The following is a 12,920-nucleotide window of genomic DNA, read 5'->3' on the forward strand; positions in this document are numbered from 1 at the left end:
TTAAAGACTAGTCATCTTTTGCAGCAACATTCAGGCCACTGAGCAACTCTTCAATCACTATATGCCCAGTACCACTGACGCTTTCACGGCCCCAGCCGCCACGACTTCCTGATGCTTGCCAGTATGTTATTCCGCTCTTGGCCGATTTTACTTCTAGCGTAATGCCAACGGCGGGCTCACCGTCAAGGCCGCTTTTATAATGCCATTCCTCAACAGAGCCAGTGATCACATAGTCGACAGGTTGTGTGGCAAGCCAGGCTTGTGCTTGTTTCTGTTTGGCGGAATCGTCGAGAATACTTTGCAAGTCATTGACAGCAGATGGAGGGTATTTCACTGCAATGATACCTTTTGCAAAGAGCTGACTACTTAAAATTTGTTCTGCTTTCTCTGCGGCTAGCGGGGTACTTGAGTGATTATACATCGGCATAATTGCCCAGCTGCTATCAGCAGGAAATTGATTACTGTCTGTCACCTGGTAGCTACTACAAGCACTCAGTGTTAAGAGGCTGGCTAGGGTAAGTATCTTTTTCATCATAGTCATCCTTGTTAAATTCGATTTAGGTTAAAAGCCATAGTAATAGCCTATTGATACTTTTAATGACTCATCACCATTTCTGTCTTGGCTCTGCCAGTCTGTACTTAAATAGAGTTCGTCATTGCCGAAGATGCGCCAACCTAAGCCCGCGCTTAAGGTGACATCGATTTGCGAGCTTGAAAAGTTATAGCCCAGCGAACTGTCGAACCAATATCTAGGGGAAGGCACCGTTGCGCCGGGCTGGCCCGGCTCGCCATGCCAAACGCGTTGGCCGATACCAATACGTTGGTATTTGTCTTCGATAAAATCACCGCTGGTAAGTGGTGTGCTTTCATTGTTCCAGCGGTTGATGCCTGTTAATGGATCATCACTGAGATTCACACTTTGCATGGTGACATCGGCGTATACCTGCCAAGCTGGGTCGGCAAAGAAAAACTGCTCTGCAAAACGCAAGTTTAAGTCCCATCCCTGGCCAATTTCATCATCAAAACGGGTAGATAGGTCGTGTAGGTTAAATTGGAAGGCGATGGACTCCCTTGCCGTTGGTTGGTACGCAAGGTTAAAACCAAGCAAGTTGTCTTGGCCTGCAATATTCAGCAACTGACTGGCTTCGATGTGGCTATTAAGGCCAAACCGGAACCCAAGGCGCAAATAATCATCGACAGCAAATTGGTACTCACCATTTAAGCCGAGTCGTTGATCACCGATGCCATCGGCAAGATCAACCCCCAAGGCCCAGTAACTTTCGCTCATTTGATGTTGATATCGACCGCGCAAACGGAACTCATTGTCAATGTCGGTATTGGCTAATTGATCCGGTGAGCCTGCACGTTGGTGGTCAATGCCCAAGCGCCAGTTGCCGTGATAATGTGGTGAGTAATAATCTAAGCTCGAACGGTCGACATCCCAGTGAGTAATTTGGGTTTGTTGAGCCCGAACGCTATGTGTCTTCGTAGGATGTTGCAGTACATGTATACGACGTAACTGGTTTTCTGCAGTTTTATCAGCCATCTTGCCAACATTGGCTTGGCCTTGTTGCCAGGCTTCTTGGTGTTTACCAATAAACTGCAAGGCGACGTTTTCATCGGCTTTAGGCAAGTTTACTGAGCGCGACAATATCTCTTCAACCGCAACGCGATCCTTTTTCTGCAGTGCCAATGACAGCTGCTGCCATTCGGGTATTTTATAGTGTCCAAAGGCAGTTCTTTGCTGCCAGAATAGTATTTTTTCACCGTGGCTATGGGCAAGATAATTACCAAATAACTCACTAATGTTTGAGTCCGTCGGGTTAGACAAGGCGTTTTCTTCAATGAGTTGTGAAGCTACACGTTCACTAATAAACATCTCAACAAGTGAGCGATAGCTAATATCGCCATCAGGTAATGCGAGTAATTCATCAGTTTTACTTTTGAGTAAGTAGCGACGCAGTTGGAACGCTTTTTCACCACTACCTTGCTGTTCAAGCAACTGTGCATAGTTCAGTAACACAGAAGGCTCAGCAGAGGCGTCATTAAGCAGTATTTGCCTATACCAAGCATCAGCATCGTGGTTGAAGCCAAGTTGTTGGCTGGCGCTGGCAAAGGCTAGCCAGAGATCTCGCTCAGCTGCCAAGGCGTGTTTGTATTGTAGATAAATTTGCTCAAGGGTTTCAGTATCACCTTCACTGAGAGCAAACCATATTAGATTGCCTACTGCCGATGTATTGAGTGGGTCTAACTGTAATACGGCCAAATAGAGCTGCTTAGCTTGTTCAGGATCACCTTGCCATTCTGCCAACACCGCTTGATAGGTTAGCAATTCAATATTCTGATTGAGAGAAGAGTTTTGCTTACCAAGGCTTATAAGCTCGGACAAAAGAGCCTCATCTTTTATTTCAACAGCGTGTCTTAAAGCAGCAAGAAGTAACTCTGGATTCTGTGTTTTATCATATAGTGCAAGCAACTGATCGAGGTTTTTATCATTTAGCGGAGACATAACATTGATGAAACGGTAGGTATCAATGTTGGTGCTGGCCCGCGCTGCCAGCTCTGTTTGTGAGGCAACAGAGATTACACGGTTGTTGGTCTCCCATGCCAGTGAAGAGACTGCTTCGAGATAATCATCATCAGCTTGCTGCCAGCCTGTCGGGTTGATTAGGGTATTCAGTGCCAGCTTAGGTTGATTTAACATGATATGAGCATTAGCAATTCGCTCAGCTTCAACGAAGTTAAGCGAGCGTCTTTGCTGAAGGCGGTTACCATACCTGATCACTGATTGATGATCACTACGGTAACTGTACAAGCGGGTAGTGTGGCTCAGTAAGTCTGCGTCATATGGCCGTTTTGCAAGTAAGGCGAGCAGACTTCGGAAAGCTGCAGTGGTACCTTCGCCTTTTTCGAGCGCATTCAGCCAAGCACTATATTCAGCCGGGTTAATGAGATTATGAGCAGCGAGTTGTTTGAATAAACGCCCTTCATTAAGGATATCACCGAGCGCTCTGGACTCATCAATACCCGCGCGAATGTGCTTAGCACTAGGGCTTAATGAAACTAGTTTTAAGCTAACCGATTGAGCTTTAGAGATTTCCCCTTGCCAGCGGTATATCTGATGAAGCAATACAAAATGGTTTTGATTGGGTGATAACTCGATTGCTGCTAATAAGAGCTCTTCTGCCAGTTCTAGCTCCCCCAAAGCGATAGCTGTATGCGCAGTTTGTGCATACAGCTCAGATGTTGGTGTGATGGTCAGTAAATGGCGTGAGAGCGATAAGGCGATATCAAGATTACCGATTTGCTTGGCGTGGTTTACTCCAGCCGTCAAAAAGTCTGGGTTGTTATAAAGTTCGCCTCTGTAGCTGGTAAGGAAATCCCTGCTGAGTTGCGACTGGCCACTGATTAGCATTAAGTCGAATAACTTTTGTGCATGAGCAAGATCTTCAAATTCACGAAATGCATCCAGACTTACTTTTAGTGAGCTGTCATAGTCTTCACTTTGTAAGGCAAGTGAAACCAACTCGTCGTATGAAGTCTCACCACTTTGCTGGTGGGGGTATAGGTAACTGAAACCTTTGTCTGGCATCGACAGAGAGATAGCCGTATCAGCAAATTTCCTTGCCAGCTCAGCTTCAGGAACGTAATCAATTTTATCTAACAGGGCCAATAGATCATCATTAGCTTGTTTTTTCAGTTCAGGGTTGTCTTGATAAGTTTGCTCTAGAAGCAGACTAAGGTAGCGGCCAATTGCTCCCCAGTCATCTTTACCTTCTGTTGTTTTGAGGATATTTTCAAGCAGTAAGGTGGCATCTTCCAGTTGCCCCGTAGCGGCATAGTTATCAACGATCTGTTTGATAATGGCGCGGTTTTTAGGATCGTCATTATAGAGCTGCTCTAGAAATGCCAATGACACTTCAGGTGAAGATGAACGGGCGATAAGCTGGATAAGCATGGATTTCGACGGCGCAACAAGCCACAACGCCCATAATGAGGTTGCGGTTAACACCACAAGGGTGAATTTGTTGATGAGTCTTATCCTTGGCTTATTCTTATCTTTTGCCATCGCTTATTGTTTTTTCCTTATCCCTTGTCCTAAAGCATTTGGCACTTCAGGGTGCCTTGCAGTAAGCCTTTCTGTGAACTTGATAATTCGATATTTCCCTTTCCACGGCTTTTGGTGGTTAATTTGACCCCACTAAGGCTTTGACAATTTTTAGCCCCTCTAACGACCATCTTCAGCGGCATGTGAGACAATACAGACCAGTCAATTGTATTTTTTGTTACATCCCACGTTACCAGTTTGCCGTTACTGCTTTTGAGTTGTAGCTCATTTTCTGGTGTATTCGCCGTACTAAAACGGGTCTTGGGCTGCTTCAGGATCATAAACTTGCCATCTGGGCCAGTATTCCAACCAGCAAATTGACTTCCTCTTGGGTAGCCCAATGGCTCAGGTAGACGAACACTAGCAATACCAGTACTGGTTACCTGCCATTGCCCATCAAGCGTTCGCGCAATGCCAGTTTCATAGAGTGCGCTGGCTCTTGTTGCATATTCACTCAAATAAAGCGGTGTCGCTTCTTGGTTTAAGGCCCAGTCATAGACTTTCTTCAGGCCATTAAGAGAGGCTGGGTAGGCTCCTGAATACATATGGTAGTAGATGCTTATACTTTTTAAGCGACGAGGAGAGCCTAAAATTTCAAATGTCTCAACAGCGCGACTGTAGCCATCATGATGTTCAGTCCAAAGGTTGGTGTAGAGATTTTCATTGAGGACTGGCGCATAAACCTGTATTGCACTTGGGTACCAAACTATGGTGGGAGAAACTTGAGTAAAGTTATTATTGCCCCGAACGACATAGGTATTTCCACCATTAACGTTAAGGACATTAGCTTGTTCAGCAATAGCCAGGATTTCCTCTGTTGGATCCGCGCGGCCAGACCACAATATGAGCTCTGCTTTTTTTCCTTTTGGTGCTAGCTCTCTATTGATGTAGTTGATCGACCCTAAAATCTCGTTGTAGTAATCCACGGTATAGTTTGGGATTGGAAGGTTATCGCCATACTGCTTGGTTTGGATATTGGCGGAAAAATCCCAGAAAAATGGGTGGCTAAAGGTATGGGAAGCAATTTCTATGTTTGGTAGACGAAAAATGTCGCGTGCAATGGCTTCCAGTTTGTCACTTTGGTCAGGGTACAAACCGCGTTTGCCAACTTCGCCTTCAATCACTGAAACGGTTTGGGGGATGTCGTATTTTTTAAAGACATAGTCATTGAGCACCTCAGCCGTATAGGGTTTGCCAGGGAACCATGCTTTGGAAGGGAAGCCATCACCGTCGACGTGACTGGTCAATATACGTAGGCCAGATTCGGTGGTTGCATCAGCGGCAGGAATAGGTGGTAAAGGGAACAGCTCATTGATCAACCGGAATGGGTCAATGATCCATGTTTCGCTGCCATTGGCGAGGCTCATCACCGGGAAGGGAGATAAAGCCGCGCCTCCCCAAGGTGCTTTGAACAAAACGGCTGTTGACTCACCCTTGTTATTCCCAAAAGAAATTTCACTGCTCACACCAATTTGTGCTGGTTGCCAAATAGTGTGTTTTTCAAACTGGCTGAAAGATGCTGGATAGAATTGTTTCGTCCAGCTTTGGCCTTGTTGTTGAGTGATATTGCCAGTAAGTTCACCTTTGCTAGCGATGCCTAGTTTGGACAGTAGAGTTTGATTAGTTGGTAGTGTATTGAGAAATAAAACTGGGCGTTTACCCACTAGAGAATTGATCCAGGTTTGAAGTAGGGGCACCTGTCGATAACTTGCTTCTTCTAACCAGAAAAAGAAACCAGCATATCGGCTAATATCGATATTGTTGAAATTGGTTGTGCGTACATCCACGCATTCTGGGACATAACCATAATATTCAATGGGCATCGACATCATTCGGTGACACTGTGACGTTACCATGCGGCCAAATTGACTGTCATAGAAACCGAGCACACGTTTTGCAATAGGTTCTATCGTACTGATACCGAACTCATAGAGTAGCCCGTCACTGATATATGGGGTATAGCCTTCATCAAGCAAGCGTTTGGCGGCTCGTTTTTGGGCTTCACGGTTGCTGGCTGGCAGATAATCGATGACAATCGCCTCAATGCCCGCTTTTTTTACTTCTTCAAGCTTACCTGTTAGCCACTCTCGATCTGATGCTGGCACGAGCTGATAACTATCCGATACTGGGTCATAGCTGTTGTACATCGATTCGGCGGCTAAGGCGTAAGGCTTGAAAGATAGTTGGTCCATGACTTCAAAGCCGCGGTTGAAAATAAGTAATGGCTTTTTCGGTAGGGCATTTAATCCTTCAAGGATCTGACTAAGTGCTGCTTGTTGTTTCTTGGCTTCTGCGGGAGATTTTGCAAATAAGGTATAGCTATCGAGCGTATCGAGAAAAATCCCGTCAAAACCGCGCTTAGTAAGCATTACTGCTTGCTCGATAAGGTAGGTTTGCCATTCTTCTGTCGATAAATCCATTACATGGCTAGACCAGTTAGGATTGATAAGCGGAGATAGTCCTTGGAGCTTTTCTGGTAGTTGTTTGCCATCATACTCACCAATACTGAGATAGGCGAATATCAAAGAATCGGCCTTTTGCAGGGTAGATATTTGTTTATCTGTGATTAGGGCTGGGGTTACAACGACACGGTCGTAATTAATCAACTCCCTTATAGAATCTATATTGTTGTAGTAAAAAGCGACTGATTGACTAGCTTGAACCTTACACAGCGGCAGGAATAATAATAGTAAAATGAGTAATGTGCGTTTGATGACATCCATGTGCAACCTCGTCCTTTAGTCGCTCAGTCCTTAATAGCATTGTTAATGCTTCATATGTAATAGTAAAGTTAAGATTATGAAAATGTACAATTTTATGTAAGATTGTCACGAAATTTTTCTGAATCAAGTGGCATATTGAAATTATTAGCTGCTTGTTAGGCTGATTTTTAACCAAAGTTAATCCTTCGGCGGTTCTAAAGCGCTACAGTTTCAAGTAGGATACTTTTCTTTTTGGCCTTAGGCCGAGCAAAACTCCAAATAGAAAGCGATATGTCACAAAAACATAAGCAGAAAGCGCCGAGTAAGGGGCTGCATCCACGAAACCCTCACCGAGCCCGTTATGATTTTGACAAGCTGATCAAAAGCTGTTCGGAATTGTCGCCATTTGTTGAAAAGAACCCTTATGGTGATTTGTCGGTTAACTTCAGTGACCCGTCTGCCGTTAAAATGCTCAATCGCGCGTTGCTTAGTCACTTTTACTCGGTTTCCTATTGGGATATTCCGGCTGGTTTCCTTTGCCCGCCTATCCCTGGCAGGGCTGATTATCTGCACTATATTGCTGATTTATTAGCTGATTCCAACGGTGGCAAGATCCCTAAAGGAAAGGCTATTAAAGGGCTTGATATCGGAACTGGCGCCAATTGCGTCTACCCAATTATTGGTCACCGAGTCTATGGCTGGCAATTTGTCGCTGCTGATGTAGATCCTATCTCTGTAAAATCAGCCAAGTTCATCGTTGATTCTAATCCTACCTTGAAAGGTGGGATCCAGTGCCGTTTGCAGCAAAACCCAGATCATATTTTTACCGGTATGATCAACGACAATGATCTGTTTGATTTCACTCTATGTAATCCGCCATTCCATACCTCGCTCGAGGAAGCTATGGCAGGCAGTGCGCGCAAAGTGAAGAACCTAAAAGCCAATTCTGAAAAGAAAGGTGGGCATAAGAAAGCCGGGCTAAAAAAAGAAAGTCACCATAAAGGTTCTAAGCAGGAAGTTCAGTCTCATGCCATGAGTAGCAAAAAGCCAGTATTAAACTTCGGTGGGCAAAAGGCAGAGTTGTGGTGTCCGGGAGGAGAAGCGGCCTTTATCAAGCGAATGATCAACCAAAGTACTGAGAAGGCCAATCAATGCTTTTGGTTTACTACCTTGGTATCGAAAAAAGACAATCTGTCTTTAATCTATAAGCAGCTGAAAAAGGTTGGGGCAGTTGAAGTCAAAACCATAGATATGGCGCAGGGGCAGAAACTAACACGTTTTGTTGCTTGGACATTTCTGTCAAAAGAACAACAAGCGCTGTGGCGCAAGACTCGCTGGATTTAATAACCGAATTTGGATAGACAGCGCTCCCGATACAAATAGTACCTATTGGATATATGGACAGTCAGAGCGCTGTATCTAATTACATGTTGGGGTAGTTAGGACCGCCACCGCCTTCTGGTGGAACCCAGGTAATATTCTGTGAAGGGTCTTTAATATCACAGGTTTTGCAATGGACACAGTTGGCAGCATTGATCTGAAAAGCAGGCTTTCCTTCTTTTTCAATGATTTCATATACCCCTGCAGGACAATACCTTTGGCTAGGCTCATCAAAGCGTTCCAGGTGCAAGTTTATAGGAATAGCACTGTCTGTTAGAAGCAAATGACAGGGCTGATTTTCCTCATGTTGGGTACCTGACAGGAACACCGATGAGGGTTTATCAAAGCTCAGCTGACCATCAGGCTTTGGGTACTCAATAGGCTGGTGGTCGCTAATAGGTTCAAGACACTCATGATCGGGTTTATCGTCTTTAAGTGACCACTTGAAGGATTTCCTAAACCATTTTTGCTCGATAGAAGCTAGCGTCCCACCAATTAACGTTCCAAAGCGGTGGATCTCCGCGCCAAAGTTACGCGATTCATGCAGCTCTTCAAATAACCAAGAATCACTAAAAACCTTGTCATACCCTGGTGCGGTTTGATGTAAGCCCTGTTCTAATTCATGAAAGACGGCTTCGGCCGCAAGCATGCCTGACTTCATACCGGTGTGACTGCCTTTAATTTTTGCCATGTTTAACGTGCCTGCATCGCAACCTACCAACACTCCTCCGGGAAACTGTTGCCTTGGAAGTGATGAAAGGCCGCCTTTGGTAATGGCTCTTGCACCATAGGCAATACGCTGACCTCCTACCAAATGTTGGCTGAATAAGGGGTGATGCTTGAGCTGCTGGAACTCATCAAAAGGGCTTAGATACGGGTTGTGATAGTTAAGATCGACAATTAACCCAACAGCGACTTGGTTGTTTTCCAAATGATACAAAAAACTGCCGCCATTGGTGCCGGTTTGACTCAATGGCCAGCCAACGCCATGAATCACATGTCCGGGTTTGTGGTGTTCCGGAGGAATTTCCCACAGTTCCTTGAGGCCAAGGGCGTAATGCTGAGGTTGTTTACCATGGTCGAGATGAAACTGATCTATCAGTTGTTTTCCTAAGTGGCCGCGTGAGCCTTCGGCAAAAATGGTATATTTTGCATGCAGCTCAATGCCAGGCTCAAAAGCGGTTTTCTGTTCCCCGTGCTTATCCCGTCCCATGTCTTTGGTGATGACACCTGCGACCATGCCTTGGTTGTTATAGAGAATTTCATTGGCGGGGAAGCCGGGGAAGATTTCGACACCAAGCGCTTCAGCTTGCTGTCCCAGCCAGCGGCAGAGGTTACCGAGACTAATGACGAAATTGCCAATGTTCTGAAGCGTTTCCGGTACCAGGGGTTCAGCAACAGTAATGTAGTTGAACTCATTTGTTAGGTAGCAGAATTTATCATCAGACACTGCGGTGTGCAGTGGTGCTTCCATTCGCTCCCAGTCAGGGAAGAGTTCATCCAGTGCCTTGTGTTCAAATAGTGCTCCTGAAAGGATATGGCTGCCGACTTCGGCACCTTTCTCTATGACACAAACCGATAAAGACACATCATTCTCATTAGCCAGTTGCTTCAGCCGACAGGCGGCAGATAGTCCGGCAGGGCCAGCACCAACAATCACAACATCAAACGACATGCTTTCTCTTTGCTGCTCTGAACTCATGCTTCAATCCCTTACTGAACTGCGCTTGGTTAAAATATAGTCCAGTTGACGTAAACGTAAACTCAACTAGGCTCAAAGAATAAATCATTTGCAAGGTTTAACAGCCTTGGTTTGATAAGGAAGTGCCTGTGAAAGTGTATGTTGCGATCAAGCGTGTTATTGATCCTTACGTAAAGGTAAGGGTGAAAAATGATGGCTCTGGCGTGGAAACCGCCAATGTGAAAATGTCGATGAACCCTTTCTGTGAAATCGCCGTGGAAGAAGCGATCCGTCTTCGAGAAGCCGGTCATGCTGATGAGGTTGTTGTCATCTCTGCAGGAGATGTTAATTGCCAAGAGCAGTTGAGAACGGCCTTAGCACTAGGAGCGGATAGGGCAATTCATATAGAGTGTGATGCTGTCATTGAACCTTTGTCTGTAGCAAAGCTGCTTGCAGCAGTAGCAAAAAGAGATCAGCCAGATTTGCTTATTTTAGGTAAGCAATCCATTGATACTGATAACAATCAGGTCGCTCAAATGCTGTCCGCTTTGCTTGGTTATCCTCAAGGTACTTTTGCATCTGACATCGATATTTCAAGTGACAATGTCACAGATGGCGGTCAACGCGCACTTAATGTCACCCGTGAGGTTGATGGTGGGTTGGAAACACTCCAGCTCGTTATTCCTGCGGTGTTGAGTACAGATCTTCGTCTCAATGAACCTCGCTATGCGTCTTTGCCAAATATAATGAAAGCCAAGAAAAAGCCTTTGGATATCATCACCCCTGACGACTTGGGTGTGACTATCGATAACCATCAGGACATTCTTGAGGTGATGGCACCAGCACAACGCTCTGGCGGGCTGAAAGTAAACTCGGTCTCAGAGCTTGTCGATAAACTCAAAAACAGTGCGAAGGTGATCTGATGACAGTACTTGTAATTGCAGAGCATGATAATCAGCGCCTGTCAGGGGAAACGCTCAAAGCAGTTGGGGCGGCATTTTCATTGCATTTACCCATTGATGTTTTGGTGATGGGTTACCAGTGTCAAAAGGTCGCTGATGAAGTATCGCGTATCGATGGGATCAACCGAGTTTTGATGGCGGATAATTCCATTTACCAGTATCAACTGGCTGAAAACAGTGCCATGTTGATAACGGAACTTTCAGCTGAACATAGCCATATCATTGCACCAGCCACGACGTTCGGTAAGAACCTGCTGCCGCGGGTGGCTGCTTTACTCGATGTCGGGATGCTGTCTGATGTCGTAGCGATCGAGAGTGCTGATACTGTGGTAAGACCCATATATGCGGGGAATGCATTAGCACGGGTACGCTCAAAAGACAGTAAGATTTTGATGACGACACGTGGGTCGGCGTTTGAGGCGGCTCAAATGTCAGATAGCCAGGCGGAGCAAAAGTCACTCGACATCTCTATCGCCAATGTGTTGAGTGAATTTGTGGAGCGACAGGCTTCTGAGAGTGAAAGGCCAGAGCTAACCGCTGCACGCGTTGTCGTCTCGGGAGGCAGGGCTCTTGGAAGTAAAGAGAACTTTGCTTTGATTGAAAAGCTTGCCGACAAACTCGGTGGTGCTGTCGGTGCTTCAAGGGCAGCTGTTGATGCAGGATTCATCTCCAATGATTATCAAGTCGGTCAAACCGGCAAGATAGTTGCCCCTGAATTATACATTGCCGTGGGTATTTCTGGCGCGATCCAACACCTTGCCGGAATGAAAGATGCCAAGGTCATTGTGGCAATCAACAGCGACCCTGAAGCGCCTATATTTGAGATCGCAGACTATGGCTTGGTCGGTGATTTATTTGAAATCCTGCCTGAGCTTATCGACTCGGTGTAAACACGCTGTACCGATTTGCTTAATCTATAATTTTCCAGCCGTGCAGCTCAGCCATATGGGTTAGCGCGGCCCAATCTTTCTTCTCTTCTTGCACCATCCAGTCAATAAATCGAGTGACGGTGTCACCTTTGCTAACGGTTTGATAGTAATACTGCCAGGTACTGTTAGTGACGATGGTGGCCTCGGTAGGCAGCTTTAAATACCCTTGTTGAAGTTCATGAACAACCAACATCAAGTCAGTAATGGTGACCCCTTGCCCGGCAAAGCAGGATGTTAATGCCATATCCAATGTATTGAAGGTCAATCCATTTTTGTTGATTTGATCAGTCCGGTCATTACGGGTAAGCCATTCGCGCCAATCACACTGGTCAGACGTTGGGTGCAGGCGCGGATAGTCGGCTATCAATTCATCAACAGATATTGGCTCTTCGGTTTTGGTCAATAACTCGGAGTAGACAGGGGCGAGATATTCTTTTCTGAAGAAATTGGGCATATTGGCGCTTTTGCCGATTTCAGGCACATTATATATCGCAATATCACAGTCATCCTCCTCTAACTGCAACAGTTCATTGCTGTGGCCCATGCTTGATGACAAGACAATATTGACATCAGGATTGAGTGATTTAAAGGAATGCAAACGTGGGATCAGCCAGCGTACGGCGAAGCTCATGGCAACTTGTACTCGTAATGTTCCGGTTTCCTTGGCCTTCAACTGGCGTATGGTTTGGTTTAGCTCGCTGTATTGACGGGTGAGCAATAAAGCAATCTCTTTCCCTTGAGCAGAAAGTTCCAATGCTCGGTGGTGGCGGATGAACAACGCAAAACCAAGTTGTTCTTCTAACTGTCTGATTTGGCGACTTACTGCACTTTGCGTTACGTTTAATTCTTCTGCTGCCAGTGTGAAGCTAAGATACCTTGCCGACGCTTCAAACACTCTAAGTCCATTCAAAGAAGACGGCAGTAAATTGTGTCTTTTTTTCATTGTCAGCCTCGTGGGCAAAGGAAAATGTTTTCAATAACACTCTTGCATGAGTTTTATGAATGCTAAGGTACTATAAATGTCGTTTGAAACACAAATCGGGAAAATTTACATTAGTGATATCTCTGCAGTTTGATGGCTGTATCGCACTTTTAGCTTACTTTTTCTTGCTTGAAACTTTGTTAGTAGGCCGCCTTTTCTGCCATCTCTGAGATCCC

Annotated in this window: 8 protein-coding genes; 3 read left to right on the forward strand and 5 right to left on the reverse strand. The window is 45.4% G+C overall.

Annotated features, from left to right (window positions below; translation table 11 throughout):
* Positions 1 to 7: 7 nt before the first annotated feature.
* Genes ACXAD4_RS28515 through ACXAD4_RS28525 form a run of 3 tightly spaced genes read right to left on the reverse strand, consistent with a single transcriptional unit; the run spans position 8 to position 6,831 of the window.
* A complete protein-coding gene (locus ACXAD4_RS28515; RefSeq protein WP_475245510.1) occupies positions 8 to 532 on the reverse strand; it encodes a hypothetical protein in 525 nt (174 codons plus the stop codon).
* Positions 533 to 562: 30 nt separating this feature from the next.
* Complete coding sequence (locus ACXAD4_RS28520; protein WP_475245511.1) at positions 563 to 4,069, reverse strand: tetratricopeptide repeat protein; 3,507 nt, start codon at positions 4,067 to 4,069, stop codon at positions 563 to 565.
* 29 nt (positions 4,070 to 4,098) lie between these two features.
* On the reverse strand, positions 4,099 to 6,831 hold the full coding sequence (locus ACXAD4_RS28525) for an endo alpha-1,4 polygalactosaminidase (protein WP_475245512.1): 2,733 nt from the start codon (positions 6,829 to 6,831) through the stop codon (positions 4,099 to 4,101).
* 270 nt (positions 6,832 to 7,101) lie between these two features.
* Between ACXAD4_RS28525 and rlmF the strand changes: the two genes are divergently transcribed.
* Positions 7,102 to 8,154, forward strand: a complete 1,053-nt coding sequence (gene rlmF, locus ACXAD4_RS28530; protein ID WP_475245514.1) for a 23S rRNA (adenine(1618)-N(6))-methyltransferase RlmF — start codon at positions 7,102 to 7,104, stop codon at positions 8,152 to 8,154.
* Positions 8,155 to 8,233: 79 nt separating this feature from the next.
* On the opposite strand, the gene ACXAD4_RS28535 is transcribed toward rlmF, so the two are convergent.
* On the reverse strand, positions 8,234 to 9,865 hold the full coding sequence (locus ACXAD4_RS28535) for an electron transfer flavoprotein-ubiquinone oxidoreductase (RefSeq protein WP_475245701.1): 1,632 nt from the start codon (positions 9,863 to 9,865) through the stop codon (positions 8,234 to 8,236).
* A 155-nt stretch (positions 9,866 to 10,020) separates the two neighbouring features.
* Between ACXAD4_RS28535 and ACXAD4_RS28540 the strand changes: the two genes are divergently transcribed.
* Together ACXAD4_RS28540 and ACXAD4_RS28545 are read left to right on the forward strand one after the other, a co-directional pair.
* A complete protein-coding gene (locus tag ACXAD4_RS28540; RefSeq protein WP_475245515.1) occupies positions 10,021 to 10,794 on the forward strand; it encodes an electron transfer flavoprotein subunit beta/FixA family protein in 774 nt (257 codons plus the stop codon).
* Positions 10,794 to 11,723, forward strand: a complete 930-nt coding sequence (locus tag ACXAD4_RS28545; protein ID WP_475245517.1) for an electron transfer flavoprotein subunit alpha/FixB family protein — start codon at positions 10,794 to 10,796, stop codon at positions 11,721 to 11,723. Before ACXAD4_RS28540 ends, ACXAD4_RS28545 begins: the two co-directional genes overlap by 1 nt.
* Positions 11,724 to 11,742: 19 nt before the next feature.
* Here ACXAD4_RS28545 and ACXAD4_RS28550 read toward each other — a convergent pair whose 3' ends face one another.
* Positions 11,743 to 12,705 carry a LysR family transcriptional regulator gene (locus tag ACXAD4_RS28550; RefSeq protein ID WP_475245518.1) on the reverse strand — a complete coding sequence of 321 codons (963 nt, stop codon included), beginning with the start codon at positions 12,703 to 12,705 and terminating at the stop codon, positions 11,743 to 11,745.
* Positions 12,706 to 12,920 lie beyond the last annotated feature (215 nt).

This window comes from Photobacterium sp. AWH4_225 (genome assembly GCF_056158405.1).